The sequence below is a fragment of the Pseudomonas sp. BF-B-30 genome, assembly GCF_019956305.1.
Taxonomy (GTDB): domain Bacteria; phylum Pseudomonadota; class Gammaproteobacteria; order Pseudomonadales; family Pseudomonadaceae; genus Aquipseudomonas; species Aquipseudomonas jessenii.
In genome coordinates this window covers 1-18,079 of sequence record NZ_JAHBDG010000016.1, presented here as the reverse complement: position 1 = coordinate 18,079, position 18,079 = coordinate 1, and the positions used below count along the sequence as shown (strand labels likewise).

Below are 18,079 nucleotides of genomic sequence, written 5' to 3'. Positions count from 1 at the left end.
CAACATTGATGTGACTGACCGATCGCTTTCGCGAGCAAGCCCGCTCCCACAGGGGGAACGCGTTGAATCAGGCGACTTGACGCATCGCCGGTTTAGCGAGCGAATCCGTGCTCTTGCTGCGAGGGTCGTTCGGACCGAACACGGCGCTCGATTCCGGGAACAGGCTCAGCAGAACCAGGTACACCAACGAGGCCAGGCCCAGGGTCACCGGCAGGCTGATGTCGATACCACCGGCCATTTCGCCCAGCGGCCCGACAAACTGACCCGGCAGGTTCACGAAGCACAGGCCAACGGCCGCGCTCGGGATCCAGGCACCCAGGCCTCGCCAGTTCCAGCCGTGGGTGAACCAGTAGCGGCCACCTTTCTCGCCGCGGGTGAACACTTGCAGGTCATCCGGGCAGTAGAAGCCGCGACGCACCAGCAGGCCGATGATCATGATCACCATCCACGGGGTGGTGCAGGTGATGATCAGCACGGCGAAGGTCGACACGCTCTGTACCAGGTTGGCCGCGAAGCGCCCGATGAAGATGAAGGCAATCGACATCACACCGATCAGCAGCGTGGCCTTGACCCGCGACAGCACCCGAGGGAACACGCTGGACATGTCCAGGCCGGTGCCGTACAGCGAAGTGGTGCCGGTGGACATGCCGCCGATGACCGCGATCAGGCACACCGGCAGGAAGAACCAGCTCGGCGATACCGCCAGCAGGCCGCCGACATAGTTGTTGGCCGCGATGTAGTCCGGTGCCTTGACCGCTACGATAGTGGCGGTGACGAGGCCGAACAGGAACGGAATCAGCGTGGCGAGTTGCGCGGCAATCACCGACACCATGATCCGGCCTTTGGGCGTATCACGGGGGATGTAGCGCGACCAGTCACCGAGGAACGCACCGAAGGAGATCGGGTTGCTCATGGCGACCAATGCTGCCCCGATGAACGCAGCCCAGAATCCGGCCTGGCCCATGGCTACGGTGCCGGCGTACTGACTGTCGAATGCAGGGGCGAAAGCGAAAACGCCCAGCAGGAACAGCAGGCTGGCCGCCCACACCGCAATGCGGTTGACCCACAGCATGAAGCGGAAACCATAGATGCACACGGTCAATACCAGCAGCGCGAACAGACCGTAGGCCAGGCCCAGGGTCAGATCGGTTTCCGGTAGATCGATCAGGCGTTTGGCACCGCCCACCAGTGCATCGCCCGAACTCCAGACGGAGAGCGAGAAAAACGCGATAGCGGTCAGCAGCGACAGGAACGAACCGACGATTCGCCCGTGCACGCCGAAGTGCGCACCGGAAGAGACGGCGTTGTTGGTGCCGTTGATGGGTCCGAACAGGCCCATCGGCGCCAGGATCAGCGCACCGAGTACCACGCCCAGCACAATCGCCCAGACGCCAGCCTGAAAGGACAGGCCGAACAGCACCGGGAAACTGCCGAGCACGGCGGTGGCAAAGGTGTTGGCGCCGCCGAAGATCAGGCGAAACAGATCGCTGGGCTTGGCGTCACGCTCATTGTCCGGGATCTGTTCGACCCCGTTTGTTTCGATGCTGCTAAGGCTTTTTTCGTTGTTTTTGTTATTCATGATCAGCTCCGATCATAAAGGCGCGCTCATCGTGCGTGAGCGTCACCTGTGTTGGCTAAGGGGGTGGCAGCCCTTCCGGCATCGCGGATAAATGTTCGTGGCAGGCCAGCCATAGGCCTTGTTGTTCTTGGCCAGACGCTTGTTTCTTGAAAACAATCGTCTCGCGCTCCTGGCTGAAGTGTTGCTCCCCTTGCATGCGCAACTCGGTGGCCACGTCATGGATGAAAATCGCCACGTCACCCTGCAGGCTGACGAAAGCGTTGCTTGAAGTGCACGAGAGCACCTCGAAGCCATCCTCAGAGCGCCAGCCGTCCCACATCGCCTGATAGGCGTCGCGCGACAGCAGGGGCTGTTCGAGGGTGTAGAAGACGAAGCTGGCATCGGCGCTGAACGCGCCGAAGTAGGCTTCGCGATCGTTACGGGCAAAAGCGGACACCAGATCGGCGGCGGCCTTGAGAACCTGATCACGTTCGCTCATGACCGATCCTCAGCGGTGGACTACGCCAGGCAGTACGCAGAGCATTTCGTACAGCAGGTTGGCGGCCAGCAGCGAGGTGTTGCCGGTGGTGTCGTAAGCGGGCGAGACTTCTACCAGATCGCAACCGACCAGGTCGAGGCCTTGGCAGCCACGAACGATCTCGATCGCCTGAATGGTCGTCAGACCGCCGATTTCCGGGGTACCGGTACCAGGTGCCCAGGCCGGGTCGATGCCGTCGATGTCGAAGCTCAGGTAAACAGGACCGCCGCCGACTTTTTCGCGGACTTCAGCCATCAAGGGCTCCAGCGATTTGTGCCAGCACTCTTCAGCCTGAACCACACGGAAGCCCTGGTTGCGGCTCCAGTTGAAGTCGTCAGCGGTGTAGCCCTGGGCGCGCAGGCCGATCTGCACGACACGGTCCGGGTCCAGCAGGCCTTCTTCAACGGCGCGACGGAAGGTGGTGCCGTGGGCGATTTTCTCGCCGAACATGTGATCGTTCACATCGGCGTGGGCATCGATGTGCACCAGGCCGACCTTGCCGTGCTTTTTATGGATGGCACGCAGGATCGGCAGGGTGATGGTGTGGTCGCCGCCCAGGGTCAGCGGGATCACGTCGTGTTCGAGGATGTTGTCGTAGGACTCTTCAATGATCCGTACGGCATCCAGCAGGTTGAAGGTGTTGATCGCGATGTCGCCAATGTCGGCAACCGACAGCGAGTCGAACGGCGCAGCACCGGTGGCCATGTTGTACGGGCGAATCATTACCGATTCAGCGCGGATTTCGCGAGGCCCGAAGCGGGTGCCGGGGCGCAGGGAGGTACCGATGTCCAGGGGCACGCCTACGAAGGCAGCGTCCAGGCCGGCAGCGGTATTCAAATGGGGGAGTCGCATCATGGTGGCGATGCCGCCGAAGCGCGGCATTTCGTTGCCGCCCAGTGGTTGGTGAAGAATCTTGTCCACGGGTAGGGCCTCATCGTCGTTGTTTTATTTATGTCGGTTGCGCCGTTCACGGAAGGGACGGGCGCACCTTGTGGCGCCGATTCTGCGAAATGTAGTGGCCGGGAAGAATCGCTACGGGCAAATACTTAGTTCAGATTTTTCTAAACTAATGGAAGTGGCAGCGTTAGACTTCACCCCATACGCAAAACCCAATGCCGGGAACAAACCTGGTGGGGGCGAGCTTGCTCGCGATAGCGGTGGGTCAGTCAACATTGATGTTGGCTGTTACGCCCTGATCGCGAGCAAGCTCGCTCCCACAGGGATTTGCATTGAATCGAGCATTGCGCGTCACCCCGAGATCGGAGCATTTCCATGGCCAACGCTTTACCCGACCTGAAACTATTGCGCATCTTCGTCAGCGTGGTGCGCCATCAGGGGTTCGCCAACGCCCAGCAGGAGCTCAATCTCTCGACGTCGGCCATCAGCACCTACATGAGCCAGCTCGAAGCAGCCCTTGGCCTGGTGCTGTGCCATCGCGGCCGTGGCGGTTTCAGCCTGACCAGCAAGGGCGAGCTGTTCCATCAGGAAACCCTGCGTCTGTTGGGCGAACTCGAAGGCTTCGAGCAGTACGCCGCCGCCCTCAAGGGCGAGTTGCGCGGTACCTTGAACCTGGGGGTGATCGACTCCACCGTCAGCGACAAGGCCCTGCCGTTCGCCGAAGCCATCGGCGCCTACAGCCAGGAACACCCGGCCGTGCACTTGCACCTGTCGGTGATGAGCCCTTACGAATTGCAACTCGGCGTGCAGGACAACCGTCTCGACCTGGCCATCGGTGCGTTTTCCACGCGCATGAGCGGCCTGGTGTACATGCCGCTGTACCGTGAACAACACTGGTTGTATTGCAGCACGCGGCATCCGCTGTTCAACGAGCGGCGCATTCCCGAGCAAGTCATCACCCAGCAGCGCATGGTCGGTCGTGGTTATTGGAGCCAGGCCGAACTGGCGCGCCACGGTTTCAAGCACAGTGCCGCGACGGTAGAAAGTATGGAGGCCCAGTTGATCCTGGTGCTGTCCGGCGCCTACATCGGTTACCTGCCGGAGCACTACGCCCAGGCCTGGGCCGACAAGGGTGACTTGCGGGTGCTGCTGCCGGCGACCTTCGGTTATCAAGCGCCGTTCTCGATGATCGTGCGGCGGGGCCGTAGCCGCGAGCCGCTGATCCAGACATTCCGCGACTTGCTTAAAGCTCAACTGAATCAGGCGTAGAGACGATGTCCAGAATTCAATGTCAGCGTTGTCTACGCCCGCAAACTCATTGCCTGTGCCCGCTGATTCCCAGCCTCGACAGCCGCACCCGGGTACTGTTGTTGCAGCATCCGAGCGAAGTGAATCATGCGTTGAACACCGCGCGTCTGGCGGCGCTTGGGTTGAAGAATGCCGAGTTGATCGTCGGCGAGGTGTTTGAGGATTTGCCAGCGCTGTTGAATCAGCCGGGGTATCGGGCGCGGTTGCTGTTTCCCGGCGAAGATGCCCAACCGATGCAGGCTTGTGCCGCGACAGACGAACCCTTGCTGCTGGTGGTCCCGGACGGTACCTGGCGCAAGGCACGCAAGATGCTGCACCTCAATCCGCTGCTGGCGGCGTTGCCAAGGGTGACCCTGGCGGAGGGCGGTGTGTCCCGCTATCGGTTGCGCAAGGCACCGGGACCGGGGGCGTTGTCGACGGTGGAGGCGATTGTGCAGGCGCTGGAAACCCTCGAAGCGCCGACTTCGTTTGCGCCGTTGTTGAAGCCATTCGAAGCGTTGATCGAGGGGCAGATTGCGGCGATGGGGGAGGAGGTTTACCAGCGTAACCATGGGCCGAAGTAGGCGTCGTCAATGACGGCCCCTTCGCGAGCAAGCCCGCTCCCACAGGTTCAGCGTGATCCGTGTGGGAGCGGGCTTGCTCGCGAAGACGGCAGAACAGTCACAGAAATTTCCAACCAGTTCTACCTTTCCCGCATCGCTTCGGTCCGCGCCTTCAACACCGGCTTGAGCAGATAATCCAGCACCGTTTTCTCCCCGGTAATAATGTCCACCGTCGCCACCATCCCCGGGATGATCAGCAGTGGTTTCACATCCCCGCCCAAATGGTTTTTGTCGGTACGCACCTGAATCAGATAGAAGCTGTTGCCCTTATCGTCGGTGATGGTGTCAGCGCCGATCAACTCCAGCTTGGCGCTCAGGCCGCCGTAAATGGTGTAGTCGTAGGCACTGAACTTGACCATGGCTTTCTGGCCCGGATGCAGGAATGCAACGTCCTGTGGCCGTACCTTGGCCTCGATCAGCAGGTTGTCTTCCAGCGGCACGATTTCCACCATGTCACTGCCGGGCTGGACCACGCCGCCGATGGTGTTGACCTTCAACACCTTGATGATGCCGTGCACTGGCGAGACCACGGTGGTGCGGGTCACGCGGTCGTCGATGGCGATGCTCGAGGCCGTGATTTTCGACAGGTCAGTGCGTTTCTCGTTCAGCTCTTTGGCGGCTTCCGAGCGGAAGGTTTGCTCCGACTCGTCGATCTTGCTTTTGATTTCGTTGATCGCCGATTCCGCCCGGGGAATCGCCAGTGTGGTGGCGTTCAATGAGCCGCGAATCTCCACTGCGCTGCGTTTGAGCCGCAGGATTTCCACCGGTGACACCGCCCCCGTGCCCACCAGCGGCGCGGACATGTTCATCTCTTGTTGCAACAACGCCAGGCTTGAACTGAATTGGCCCTGTTTCGAGCGGAACTCCGCTAACTCCTGGGTTTTTTGCCGAAGTTGTTCGCTCAGGGTGCGCTGCTCGCTGGCCAGTCGCCGTTGCCGTTGCTCGTACAACGAACGCTCGTCTTCAGCCACTTGCGGGGCTTTGGCGATCACTTCTTCCGACAGCTTGAACGGCCGGCCTTCGGCTTCGGCCGAAAGCCGTTCGACCTGCGCGGTCAAGGCAAAGCGATCGGCTTCGCTTTCGCCCTTGTTCGACAGGTAGCGGGTGTCATCCAGGCGCAGCAAGGTGTCGCCCTTGTTCACCATCTGTCCTTCACGGACGAAAATTTCAGTGACGATGCCGCCCTCCAGGTTCTGGATCACCTGGACCTTGCTTGACGGAATCGCCTTGCCTTCGCCCATGGTCACTTCCTGCAACACGGCGAATTTGGCCCAGACCAGTGCACTGACCAACAGCGCGGCCGCCAGCCACACGGTGATCCGCGACCAGCGCGGTGAGTCCTGCAAGGAGGCGCCGGCGGTTTCCGGCATGTACTCGGTTTCGGCACTTTTGTTGAAACTATCGAAGTAGCCACGGGAACCTTGATCGGCAGACATGGGCTACTCCTAGACGGCCGCAGAGCCGACACGGCCCTTGCGCAGTGCATCGATGACCGCGTCTTTCGGACCGTCGGCGACGATCCGTCCGTTGTCCAGTACCACCAGCCGGTCCACCAGGCTCAGCATCGAGGTGCGGTGGGTCACCAGCAGGATGGTTTTGCCCTGGACCCATCCGTGAAGTTTTTGCCGCAGGACGTCTTCGCTGCTGTTGTCCATGGCGCTGGTGGGTTCGTCGAGAAGCATGATGGGCGGGTCGAGCAACATCGCCCGGGCCATCAATACGGCCTGGCGCTGGCCGCCGGACAACAGTTGCCCGCGTTCACCCACGGGCCGGTCGAAGCCTTGCGGGTGTTGCCGGGCCAGTTCGGTAACGCCGGTCATCTCTGCCACTTCGAGCATGCGTGAGTCGCTGATATAGCGCGCGCCGAGGGTCAGGTTGTCGCGCAGGCTGCCAGCCAAAAGCGGCAGGTCGTGGGCGACGTAACCGATTTGATGGCGCAGGTCGGCGACGTCCAGTTGCCGCAAGTCCAGACCATCGAGCAGCAACTGGCCTTCATCCGGTTCATAGAAGCCCATCACCAGGCGCGCCAGGGTACTTTTGCCTGAGCCGCTGCGGCCAATGATGCCGATGCGCTCGCCGGGTTTCACACTGAAGCTGACATTGGCCAGGGCGGGTGCACTTTGGCCGTTGTAGTGGAAGGTTACGCCGACAACATCCAGTGCACCTTGCAGTTGGGTGCGCTCCAGTGGCCGTTGTCTGGCGTCGCGCTCCTGGGGCAGACCCATCAGCGCATCGGTGCTTTTCATGGTCAATTGCGCTTGCTGGTAGCGGGTGATCAGGCCGGCGATCTGACCCAGTGGTGCAAGTACCCGGCTACCGAGCATGTAACTGGCCACCAGGGCTCCGACGCTGAGGTTGCCGGCGATGATGCTGTAGACCCCGGCGACGATGATTGCCATGCCGGACAGTTGCTGGATGAACAACGTGCCGTTAGTGGCCAGGGCCGAGAGGTTGCGCGCGTGGCTGTCGAGGCGGGTGAGGGCGCCGTGGGTGCTTTCCCATTTGTGCTGGCGTTCGCTTTCGGCGCTGCAGGCCTTGAGGGTTTCCAGGCCGCTGAGGGTTTCGATCAGCAGTGCCTGGCGTTCGGCGCCCAGGCTGAGGCTTTTTTGCACGGTATCGCGCAGGCGCACCTGGATCACCATGGCGAAGATGATGGTGATGGGAAACGCCAGCATCGGGATCACCACCAGCCAGCCACCGAGCAGGCCGATCACCAGCAGCATCAGCAGGCAGAAGGGCAGGTCGATCAGGCTGGTGAGGGTCACGGCGGTGAGAAATTCCCGCAGGCCCTGGAAGTCATGAATGCTTTGGGCGAAGCCACCGATGGTCGCCGGCCGTGCTTTCATCGCCATGCCGGTGATGCGCTCGAACAGGGTGGCGGACAGGATCACATCGGTTTTCTTGCCGGCGGTATCCAGCAAGTGCGCGCGCACAACTCGCAGCACCAGTTCGAAAGCCGTGCCGATCAGCAAACCGATCGCCAGCACCCACAAGGTCGAAGTGGCCTGGTTCGGCACCACACGATCGTAGGTCTGCATCACGAACAGCGGCACCATCAGTCCCAGCAGGTTGATCAGGAAGCTCGCCAGGATCGCATCGCTGTACAGCCATTTCGACAGCTTCAGCGTATCGCGAAACCAGGCCTGGACCCGGGGCACCAGCGGCGATCGCAAGTCTTCGAGTTCGTGACGTGGCCGGGCGAACAATGCCTGGCCACTGTAGTGTTCGGCCAGCTCCTCTGGGCTGAGCCATTGTTCGCCGCCGTCGGCTTCGCTGGGCAGGATCAGCACCTTGCCGTCCTCGCCATAACGACGCAGCACAGCCGTGCGGCCGTTGTTGAGCAGCAGCAGCACGGGCAGGTTGAGCGAGGAGATGTCTTTGAGGTCGCGGCGCAGCAAGCGCGCCTGCAAACCGGCCCGGGCCGCTGCACGAGGCAGCAGGTCCAGGCTCAGGCGTTGGTGTGCCATGGGGAGCCCGGCACTGAGGCTGGCGCGACTGACCGTCGCGCCGTGGAGTTTGCAGAGGATCAATAGACCGTCCAGAAGCGGGTCATCGAAGCTCAGGCGCGGATCGACACCGGTGTTGCCGGGTTCCATGCTGGTCATTGAACCCTCCCGTGCACTACTTCATGTCAGGTAGACGAGCTTCGTTTTTCACTTCGGTCTGGGCGATCGCGTCGGCGGGCAGTACGACCCGTTGCTTGCTCAGCAACTGGCCCATGTTCGCCAGGACACGGTACATCGAGAACTCTTCGGTGTAGCGCACTTCGGTATAGCGACGGTTGGCGTTGTAGAGCTCGTTTTCACTGTCGAGCAGGTCCAGCAGGGTCCGTTGGCCGAGGCCGAACTGATCCTGGTAGGCGATGCGCACGCGCTTACTGGTGTCGGCGTATTCACGGGCGGTCGGGGTTTGTTTCTTGGCGTTGACCATGGCGTTCCAGGCCAGGTGAATGTTCTCGTTGAGCTGGCGCAGGGCATTGTTGCGGATGTCCATGGCCTGGTTGATCTTGTGCGAGTCGGAGGCCAGGCGCGCCTTGTCGCTGCCGCCGCGGAACAGGTTGTAGTTCATCACCACGCCAACCCGCCATTCGTTGTCGTGCCCTTCGTCACCCTGCAGGTTGTTGTTCGCGCCCACCGCCGCCTCGGCGTCGAAGCGTGGGTAGAACGGCGACTTGGCGACTTCGTACTGGCTTTCGGCCGATTGCACGTCGGCCTGGGCGGATTTCAGGTAAGGGTTGTTTTCCACCATGCTCTGCTGGGCTTCGGGCAGGGTGGTGGGGACTTCGCCGCGAATCGACGGCGGGGTTTCGAGTTCATCGGGCATGCGCCCCACAACGGCATAGAAGTTCGACTCGGCATCGGCCAGATCGACTTCGGCGGTGTCGAGGTTGTTTTCCGCCAGTGCCCGGCGAGCGCTGGACTGGTCGGCATCGGCGTTGCTGCCCACGCCGCGCTGGGTGCGCAGGCCGATCTGGTCGTTGACCCGCAAGTGCGCTTGCAGGTTGTTCTTGGCCAGGGTCACCAGTTCGCGGCGCTTGAGGACTTCGAGGTAAACCTCGGTGGTGCGCAGGGCCAGATCCTGAGCCGTACCCTGAGCGTAATAGGCTCGCGAGTTGACCACGCCTTTGGTGCGTTCGACTTCATTGGAAGTGTTGAACCCGTCGAAGAGCATTTGCCGCAGGCGCAATTCCGACTGGGTGTAATTGAGAATTTCGGTGTGGTGATTGCCGAACGCCCGGGTATTGGTGTTATCGCTGTACCCGCGCCCGTAGGCGGCGTTCAAATCAACCGATGGATAAAAGCCCCCTTTGGCGACCTTCACGTCCTCATCCGCCGACAGTCGGCTGTCCACCCGGGATGCCAGTTCCGGGTGGGTCGCAATGGTGCTCTGGATCGCTTCGGTCAGCGTTATGGCCTGCGCTTGGGACGAGCAGGCCATGGCCAAAAGAACCGCGCTGCAGACGGGGGTTAATAGGCGCATGTACATCTCCCTGATTCCTGATGGTGCTTGTCTGTCGCCAATTATTTGACGAAATTTACCGGTAAAGTTGTTTCACATCTTTAACAAAAGAGCTAAGAACATTCTGGAGCGTAGCCAAGAAATTTTTTTCATAACGGATATGCCAAAAAAAACTTATGCGCTCTGCAAAATCCAGCACATTGTTCAATTAGAAAGCCCTTGTTTTATGGGCTCTAGGGCGCTCATCGGGGTTTGAGTAAAGTTCCAATCCACTTATCGAAATAGAGCGGAGAAGTGCTGGAGGGGAGGGATGCGAGCGATCTGGTGGCGACGGTTTTTTGTCACTTAAGTGCTTCGAGATCGTTACGCATCGCTCACAGGCAACGTTGTTGCGAATAGGGATCCGATGCCATTGATTGCAGAGGGATTTCCCCGAAATCGTAAACAGCGCCGTGAGCGACTGGCTGGGCGAGATCATTGCCGGGGCCACGGCTTACTCAAGTAAACCGGCACCCGGAACAAGATCCGCCAGACAACCCGCTCGAGCCATGAGCACGTTCTTCGCGCAATCAAGGTGCCGACAGCGGTTGGCGGCGGAGGAAATGCACATGGCAACGCTCATCGGAATCGTCAGTAAGGTCATCGGTCAGGTGTTCGCGGTTGCGAGCGACGGCACCCGGCGTGCTTTGGTCGAGGGGGACCGGCTGTTCGCTGGCGACCGACTGAGCACCGGCGCTGAAGGCGCGGTGGCGGTACATCTGAAAAATGGCCAGGAACTGACCCTCGGGCGCGACAGCAGCATGCAGATGACGCCGCAGTTGCTCGCCAATCAGATTCCCCATATCGACTCAACCGAAGCGGTGACTCCGAGCGAAGCGCAACTGACCGATGTCGAACAGCTGCAAAAAGCCATTGCGGCGGGCGACGACCCGACCCAAACCGCTGAAGCCACCGCTGCCGGGCCTGCCATGACTACCGGAGTACCGGGCGGCATCCCGGGCAGTGGCCATAGTTTTGTCATGCTCGAAGAAGTGGGCGGGCGAGTCGATCCGGTCATCGGCTTCCCCACTGCCGGGTTCAATGGCATTCCCGAATTTCCCGAAGAACGCCTTAACGTTAATCCGGACATCGCTGTAGCGGACGAAGCCCCTGTGGTGCCGCCGGTGACGCCGCAGGTGCCGAACAATCCGGTCACCTTCGTCGGCCTGTCGGAGCAGAACGGCGAGCGGACTGTCAATGAAGCCAACCTGGCCGACGGTTCGGCGAGGAACGAAGTTTCGCTGACGCGAAGCGGCACCTTCACCATCAATGCGCCAGACGGGCTGACCAGCCTCAGCATCGGCGCAATCAACTTGATCAGCGGCGGTGTGGCGGCAGGTTTTCCGCAGTCGATCACCTCCCCTCTGGGCAGTACCTTGACCATCACCGGTTACGACCCGGCCACGGGCGTGGTCAGTTACAGCTACACCCTTAACCGTGCCGAATCCCACGCGAGCGGCGAGGGTGCCAATAGTCTTGTCGAACACGTCACCGTGGTGGCCAGCGACAGCAATGGCGACAGCGCTACCGGTACGCTGGAAATCAGCATCATCGACGACGTGCCGCAAGCAGTCGATGACAGCAATGGCACCGCCTCGGAAACCCTGCTGACCCTCAACGGCAACGTGCTGACCAACGACGTGCAAGGCGCGGACCGGGTGACGCTCGGTGAAAACAGCGGGCCGATCACCCCCGGTACCTTCACCGGCACCTACGGCACTTTGGTGCTGAATGCCAACGGCACTTACACCTACACCCTGAACACCAGCGATGCCGACTTCCAGGCGTTGCACGGCGGCGGCAATGGCACGGAAACCTTCACCTATACGCTGACAGACGCCGATGGCGACAGCAGCACCGCCAACCTGGTACTGCAGATCCACAACAACGATGACCCGATCACGATTGGCGGTTTGAATACTGAGGGCGGTGAGTTGACCGTCTTCGAGAAAAACCTCAGCGACGGCAGTGCACCGGATGCCACTGCCCTGACCCAGAACGGCACCTTCACCGTCGCCGCTCTCGACGGCGTAACGACCCTGACCGTCGGTGGCATTGCCGTGGTCACCGCTGGCGTGGCCGCCGGCTTCCCGCAATCGATCACCACCCCACTGGGCAGCACCCTGACCATTACCGGGTTCAATGCGGTAACCGGCGTGGTCAGCTACAGCTACACCCTGGTGGACAACGAAGCCCACCCGGCCGCCAGCGGCGCCAACACATTGCCCGAGCAGTTCGCGGTGACTGTGGTCGACGACAACGGCACCACTGCCACCGGTTCACTCGACGTGAACATCGTCGATGACCTGCCCAACGCCGTGGGCGACAGCAATGGCACTGCCTCGGAAACCCTGCTGACCCTCAACGGCAACGTACTGAGCAACGACGTGCAAGGCGCGGACCGGGTGACGCTCGGTGAAAACAGCGGCCCGATCACCCCCGGTACCTTCACCGGCACCTACGGCACTTTGGTGCTGAATGCCAACGGCACCTACACCTACACCCTGAACACCAGCGATGCCGACTTCCAGGCGTTGCACGGCGGCGGCAATGGCACGGAAACCTTCGCCTATACGCTGACAGACGCCGATGGCGACAGCAGCACCGCCAACCTGGTGCTGCAAATCCACAACAACGATGACCCGATCACGATTGGCGGTTTGAATACTGAGGGCGGTGAGTTGACCGTCTTCGAGAAAAACCTCGGCGACGGCAGCGCACCGGACGCCACTGCCCTGACCCAGAACGGCACCTTCACCGTCGCCGCCCTCGATGGCGTAACCACCCTGACCGTCGGCGGCATAGCTGTGGTCACCGCTGGCGTGGCCGCCGGCTTCCCGCAATCGATCACCACTCCATTGGGCAGCACCCTGACCATTACCGGGTTCAATGCAGTAACCGGCGTGGTCAGCTACAGCTACACCCTGGTGGACAACGAAGCCCACCCGGCCGCCAGCGGCGCCAACACTTTGCCCGAGCAGTTCGCGGTGACTGTGGTCGACGACAACGGCACCACTGCTACCGGTTCCCTCGACGTGAACATCGTCGATGACCTGCCCAACGCCGTGGGCGACAGCAATGGCACTGCCTCGGAAACCCTGCTGACCCTCAACGGCAACGTGCTGAGCAACGACGTGCAAGGTGCTGACCGCGTGCCGCTCGGCGAAAACGCCGGCCCGATCACCCCCGGCACCTTCACCGGCACCTACGGCACCCTGGTGCTGAATGCCAACGGCACTTACACCTACACCCTCAACACCAGCGATGCCGACTTCAAGGCGTTGCACGGCGGTGGCGACGGCACCGAAACCTTCACCTACACAATCACCGATTCGGACGGCGACAGCAGCACCGCCAACCTGGTACTCAACGTCTACAACAACGACGATCCGGTGACCCTCGACGGCCTCAACGTGTATGGCGGTGAGCTGACGGTCTACGAAAAAAATCTCGGCGACGGCAGCAACCCCAACGCGTCGGCCCTGACCCAGAGCGGGACGTTTACCGTCACCGCCCTCGATGGCTTGCAAACCCTGACCGTCGGCGGCATCACTGTCGTCAGCGGTGGTGTGGCCGCAGGCTTCCCGCAAACTGCCGTCACGCCGTTGGGCAGCACCCTGACCATTACCGGGTTCAACGCCGCCACTGGCGTGGTGAGTTACAGCTACACCCTCAACGACAATGAAGCGCACCCGACCGCCAACGGCGCCAACAGCCTGACCGAGAACTTCAACGTCGTCGCTACCGACAGCGATGGCGACAGTGCAACCGGGCAGATCAACGTCAACATCGTCGATGACTTGCCGAAGGGCGTGGACGACAGCAATGCATCAACGGCTTCGGAAACCCTGCTGACCCTCAACGGCAACGTGCTGACCAACGACGTGCAAGGCGCCGACCGCGTGCCGCTCGGCGAAAACGCCGGCCCGATTACTCCCGGTACCTTCACCGGCACCTACGGCACTCTGGTGCTGAATGCCAACGGCACTTACACCTACACCCTCAACACCAGCGATGCGGATTTCAAAGCCCTGCACGGCGGTGGCGACGGCACCGAAACCTTCACCTACACAATCACCGATTCGGACGGCGACAGCCGTACCGCCTACCTGGTGCTCAACGTCTCCAACAACGACAATCCGGTGACCCTCGACGGCCTCAATGTGTATGGCGGTGAGCTGACGGTCTACGAAAAAAATCTCGGCGACGGCAGCAACCCTAACGCATCGGCCCTGACCCAGAGTGGCACCTTCACCGTCACTGCTCTCGACGGTGTAACGACCCTGACTGTCGGCGGCATCGCCGTGGTCACCGCTGGCGTGGCCGCCGGCTTCCCGCAATCGATCACCACCCCGCTGGGCAGCACTCTGACCATTACCGGGTTCAACGCGGCGAGCGGCGTGGTGAGCTACAGCTACACCCTCAACGATAACGAAGCGCACCCAACCGCCAACGGTGCCAACAGCCTGCCTGAGCAGTTCGCCGTGACCGTGGTCGATGACAACGGCACGACCGCCACGGGCAGCCTCGATGTGAACATCGTCGACGACCTGCCGAAAGGCGTGTACGACAGCAATGCATCAACGGCTTCGGAAACCCTGCTGACCCTCAACGGCAACGTGCTGAGCAACGACGTGCAAGGCGCCGACCGCGTGCCGCTCGGCGAAAACGCCGGGCCGATCACCCCCGGCACCTTCACCGGCACCTACGGCACCCTGGTGCTGAATGCCAATGGCACTTACACCTACACCCTCAACACCAGCGATGCGGATTTCAAAGCCCTGCACGGCGGTGGCGACGGCACCGAAACCTTCACCTACACAATCACCGATTCGGACGGCGACAGCAGCACCGCCTACCTGGTGCTCAACGTCTACAACAACGACGATCCGGTGACCCTCAACGGCCTCAATGTGTATGGCGGTGAGCTGACGGTCTACGAAAAAAATCTCGGCGACGGCAGCAACCCTAACGCATCGGCCCTGACCCAGAGTGGCACCTTCACCGTCACTGCACTCGACGGCGTAACGACCCTGACCGTGGGCGGCATCACTGTCGTCAGCGGAGGCGTGGCCGCCAGCTTCCCGCAAACGGCCGTTACGCTACTGGGCAGCACCCTGACCATCACCGATTACAACGCGGCGAGCGGGGTGGTCAGCTACAGCTACACCCTCAACGATAACGAAGCCCATCCAACCGCCAACGGCGCCAACAGCCTGACCGAGAACTTCAACGTCGTCGCTATCGACAGCAATGGCGACACGGCGACCGGGCAGATCAACGTCAACATCATCGATGACTTGCCGAGCGCCAAACCTGACTCGTCGTCGGTAGTGGAGGGCGGCACCGTCAACATCAGTGTGCTGGGCAATGACGCCAGCGGCGCCGATGGTCCGGCGACGGTGGTCGGCGTGCGTGCCGGCGGCAACACCTCGACCTCGGCCATCGGCGGACTGGGTAACCAGATCAACGGCACCTATGGCTACCTGACCCTCGATGCCAACGGCAACGCGGTGTATCACAGCAACCAGGATTCCGTCGGCGATCCGGGCGCCACTGACACGTTCACCTACACCGTACGTGATGCCGATGGCGATGAAAGCACCACCACCATCACCATCGACGTCGCCAGCAGCACGATCAAGGCCAACCCCGATAGCGACGTGACGGTCTACGAAAAAGCCCTCGACCTGAGCAAGGACGGGCTGGACCTGGTCGCCGGTACGGTCACCGGCAGCGACCCGGGCAACACTGGCGAAACTGCGTCCGGGACCCTGGTCGGTTCGGTCTCGGGTGCCAGCGGCGCGCTCACCTACACCTTGGTCGGCAGCGCGACAGGCACCTACGGAAAGATCCTGATCAACCCCGACGGCAGCTATACCTACACCCTGACCTCGGCTCCGAAAACCTTGCCGAATGCCAACGACGGGCCGAACAGCCTGAGTGAAAGCTTCACCTACAAAGCGACCGATGCGCTGGGCAACAGCAGCACCAGCACCATCGTGGTCAACATTGTCGATGACGTGCCCAAGGCGGTGGCAACGGATCGCTCGGTGGCGGCGGTGGAGATCGATTCCAACCTGCTGATCGTGCTCGACGTCTCCGGCAGCATGGCCGACCCATCCGGCGTGTCGGGCCTGTCGCGCCTGGCCCTGGCCAAGCAGGCCATCAGTGCCTTGCTGGATAAATACGATGACCTCGGCGATGTGAAAGTGCAGCTCGTCACCTTCAGCAGCAGCGCTACCGACATGACCTCAGTGTGGGTCGATGTCGCGACCGCCAAGACGCTGCTGGCCAGCCTCACCGCGAACGGCGGGACCAACTACGACGCGGCCGTGGTGACCATGCAGGCCGCGTTCAACACCTCGGGCAAACTGACCGGTGCGCAAAACGTCGGCTACTTCTTCTCCGACGGCAAGCCCACCACCGGCCAGGAAATCGGCACTGCCGACGAAACCGCGCTGAAAGCCTTCCTCGATGCCAACAACATCAAGAACTACGCGATCGGCCTGGGCAGTGGCGTGAGCAACGCCAACCTCGATCCGCTGGCCTACGACGGCATCAGCCACACCAACACCAATGCGGTGGTGGTCACTGACCTCAACCAACTCAACTCGGTGCTGTCCGGCACCGTGGTCGGCTCACCGGTCACCGGTTCGTTGCTGGGTGAGGGCGGCACGTTCGGCGCTGATGGCGGTTTCATCAAATCCATCGTGGTCGACGGCACTACCTACACTTACGATCCAAACGCCCTCAGCGGCCAGGGTTCGTTGACGTCAAGCGGCGGCACCAACCACGGTACCTTCAACACCGTGAACAACACGGTGAGCATCGCCACCAACAACGGCGGCACGTTGGTGATCAACCTCGACACTGGCGATTACAACTACACCTCGCAGAAAACCACTGCGGTGGTGATCACCGAGAACATCGGCTTCACCGCCAGCGACAACGATGGCGACCTCGCCAGCTCGACGCTGACCGTGAAAGTGATCCCCAACGCGCCTCCGGTGGCGGTGGACGACCACGTCATCACCAACGTGCTCTCGGGCACCATCGTGGTGCCGGGCGAACTGTTGCTGGCCAACGACACCGACCCCAATGGCGACCAACTTTCGGCGACACCGACCTCGTTCAACACCGGCTGGGTCGTGAAAGGCGCGGACTTCACCGGCACCGGCGCGATCAGCTTCGCCGGCGAAAACAACAACCCCGGCAACCAGAATCTGGCCAACGTGCGCAACGCCTTTGCGGCCAACGCGGCGACCATGACGGCGCTGCTGGTGGTCAGTGGTTATCTTGGCGCAGCGAACAACTCCAATGGCAACAATGAAGACTTCATCACGGTCAAGCTGAATCAAGGTGAGACACTCAACCTCAATCACAACCTGGATGACGGGCACATCACGATGGAGTATTCGCTCAACGGTGGGGCGTTCGTAAGCATCGCCGATGGTGACACCATCACCGCAGGCGCCGATGGCACTTACCAGATCCACGTGACCAACATCGCCAATTCCAGTGGCGGCAATAAGAATGGGGCAGAAAACTACGAACTGACCATGACCGTCAACTACGCCGGAGCACACGAAGTCACCACGGACTACCACGGCACCTACACCGCCAACGACAACCACGGCGGCAGCGACTCGGCCAACCTGACCATCAGCTATCAGGACGGCCATACCCTCACCGGTACCAGTGGGGATGACGTACTGGTGGCGGGCACGGGCAACAACATCATCAATGCCGGCGACGGCAACGATGTGCTCACTGCCGGTTCCGGCAACAACGAGCTGCATGGTGGCGCCGGCAATGATCTGCTCTTCAGCGGCCAGGGCAATGACATCCTTGATGGCGGCACGGGTATCGACACGGCCAGTTACGCCCACGCCACGGCTGGGGTGACGGTCGGCCTCAGCCTGCCGGGTGGGCAAAACACTCTCGGTGCCGGCACTGACACCCTGAGCGGTATCGAAAACCTCATCGGCTCGAACTTCAACGACACCCTGACCGGCGACAACACTAACAACATGATCAATGGCGGTCTTGGCAACGACATCCTCAGCGGCGGGGGCGGCGATGACTTGCTGATTGGTGGCCTGGGCAATAACACCCTGACCGGGGGGGCGGGGGGCGATACCTTCCAGTGGTTCAAGGGCAACAGTGGTCATGACG

At 61.4% G+C, this 18,079-nt stretch carries 9 protein-coding genes; 3 read left to right on the top strand and 6 right to left on the bottom strand.

The window, feature by feature from the left end; genetic code table 11:
- Positions 1 to 67: 67 nt before the first annotated feature.
- Genes KGB29_RS10545 through speB form a run of 3 tightly spaced genes read right to left on the bottom strand, consistent with a single transcriptional unit; the run spans position 68 to position 3,017 of the window.
- Complete coding sequence (locus tag KGB29_RS10545) at positions 68 to 1,579, bottom strand: purine-cytosine permease family protein (RefSeq protein WP_150813380.1); 1,512 nt, start codon at positions 1,577 to 1,579, stop codon at positions 68 to 70.
- A gap of 55 nt (positions 1,580 to 1,634) precedes the next feature.
- The gene (locus tag KGB29_RS10540) at positions 1,635 to 2,057 is read right to left on the bottom strand and encodes a YybH family protein (protein ID WP_057715957.1); all 423 of its coding nucleotides are present in this window, start codon (positions 2,055 to 2,057) and stop codon (positions 1,635 to 1,637) included.
- 9 nt (positions 2,058 to 2,066) lie between these two features.
- Positions 2,067 to 3,017, bottom strand: a complete 951-nt coding sequence (gene speB / locus KGB29_RS10535; protein ID WP_007984912.1) for an agmatinase — start codon at positions 3,015 to 3,017, stop codon at positions 2,067 to 2,069.
- Positions 3,018 to 3,368: 351 nt separating this feature from the next.
- On the opposite strand from speB, the gene KGB29_RS10530 reads away from it, so the two are divergent.
- On the top strand, positions 3,369 to 4,262 hold the full coding sequence (locus KGB29_RS10530) for a LysR family transcriptional regulator (protein ID WP_007972518.1): 894 nt from the start codon (positions 3,369 to 3,371) through the stop codon (positions 4,260 to 4,262).
- A 5-nt stretch (positions 4,263 to 4,267) separates the two neighbouring features.
- Positions 4,268 to 4,864, top strand: coding sequence for a tRNA-uridine aminocarboxypropyltransferase (locus KGB29_RS10525; protein WP_154910908.1), 597 nt, complete (start codon positions 4,268 to 4,270; stop codon positions 4,862 to 4,864).
- Between the two features lie 119 nt (positions 4,865 to 4,983).
- Here the strand turns inward: KGB29_RS10525 and KGB29_RS10520 are convergent, their stop codons facing one another.
- The 3 genes from KGB29_RS10520 to KGB29_RS10510 are packed head-to-tail and all read right to left on the bottom strand — an operon-like array spanning position 4,984 to position 9,883.
- Positions 4,984 to 6,339: an HlyD family type I secretion periplasmic adaptor subunit gene (locus KGB29_RS10520; protein WP_057715955.1), complete on the bottom strand. Its 1,356-nt coding sequence runs from the start codon at positions 6,337 to 6,339 to the stop codon at positions 4,984 to 4,986.
- A 9-nt stretch (positions 6,340 to 6,348) separates the two neighbouring features.
- Complete coding sequence (locus KGB29_RS10515) at positions 6,349 to 8,508, bottom strand: type I secretion system permease/ATPase (RefSeq protein ID WP_154946877.1); 2,160 nt, start codon at positions 8,506 to 8,508, stop codon at positions 6,349 to 6,351.
- A 16-nt stretch (positions 8,509 to 8,524) separates the two neighbouring features.
- Positions 8,525 to 9,883 (bottom strand): TolC family outer membrane protein, encoded by a 1,359-nt coding sequence (locus KGB29_RS10510; RefSeq protein ID WP_150813384.1) that lies wholly within the window; start codon positions 9,881 to 9,883, stop codon positions 8,525 to 8,527.
- A 587-nt stretch (positions 9,884 to 10,470) separates the two neighbouring features.
- Between KGB29_RS10510 and KGB29_RS10505 the strand changes: the two genes are divergently transcribed.
- The coding region (locus tag KGB29_RS10505) for a retention module-containing protein (RefSeq protein ID WP_223616401.1) at positions 10,471 to 18,079 on the top strand (7,609 nt) is incomplete at its 3' end.

Excerpts from the sequence above, each read along its gene's own strand:
- KGB29_RS10545 (WP_150813380.1), bottom strand. The coding sequence starts at position 1,579 with ATGAATAACAAAAACAACGAAAAAAGCCTTAGCAGCATCGAAACAAAC.
- KGB29_RS10540 (WP_057715957.1), bottom strand. The coding sequence starts at position 2,057 with ATGAGCGAACGTGATCAGGTTCTCAAGGCCGCCGCCGATCTGGTGTCC.
- KGB29_RS10510 (WP_150813384.1), bottom strand. The coding sequence starts at position 9,883 with ATGCGCCTATTAACCCCCGTCTGCAGCGCGGTTCTTTTGGCCATGGCC.
- KGB29_RS10525 (WP_154910908.1), top strand. The coding sequence starts at position 4,268 with ATGTCCAGAATTCAATGTCAGCGTTGTCTACGCCCGCAAACTCATTGC.
- KGB29_RS10520 (WP_057715955.1), bottom strand. The coding sequence starts at position 6,339 with ATGTCTGCCGATCAAGGTTCCCGTGGCTACTTCGATAGTTTCAACAAA.
- KGB29_RS10515 (WP_154946877.1), bottom strand. The coding sequence starts at position 8,508 with ATGACCAGCATGGAACCCGGCAACACCGGTGTCGATCCGCGCCTGAGC.
- KGB29_RS10530 (WP_007972518.1), top strand. The coding sequence starts at position 3,369 with ATGGCCAACGCTTTACCCGACCTGAAACTATTGCGCATCTTCGTCAGC.